Source organism: Priestia sp. SIMBA_032 (genome assembly GCF_046535215.1).
Classification (GTDB): domain Bacteria; phylum Bacillota; class Bacilli; order Bacillales; family Bacillaceae_H; genus Priestia; species Priestia aryabhattai.
The window spans coordinates 1-258 of the sequence record NZ_JAWRXD010001012.1 but is presented as its reverse complement, the minus strand read 5'-3'; the positions used below and the strand labels follow the sequence as shown (position 1 = coordinate 258).

General features: G+C 37.6%; 1 pseudogene. It reads right to left on the bottom strand.

Annotated features, from left to right (window positions below):
* Window positions 1–176 (bottom strand): annotated as a pseudogene (locus SB717_RS37400) (sulfite exporter TauE/SafE family protein); the annotation flags it as partial.
* Between the last annotated feature and the right edge of the window lie 82 nt (window positions 177–258).

Sequence of the window (258 nt, the reverse complement as noted above, 5' to 3'; positions counted from 1 at the left end):
AATACTTGTACCGCTGTAATACCGCTCACTTCATGTGACGTATAGCCAGTAAATCCTAGCAATACTGGAATGTATAAGATCATCGGATAATTAATAATCGCGCCACCAATCCCAACCATTCCTGATATAAACGATCCTATAAACCCAATTATAAAAAGTAATACGACTAAGCTCATCTTACATCCCCCGCCTTCTAAAAAGAAGGTGATTTAAATGAATAAGTTTACATTCCCATCCGAAGCATCTGCTAAATATGCC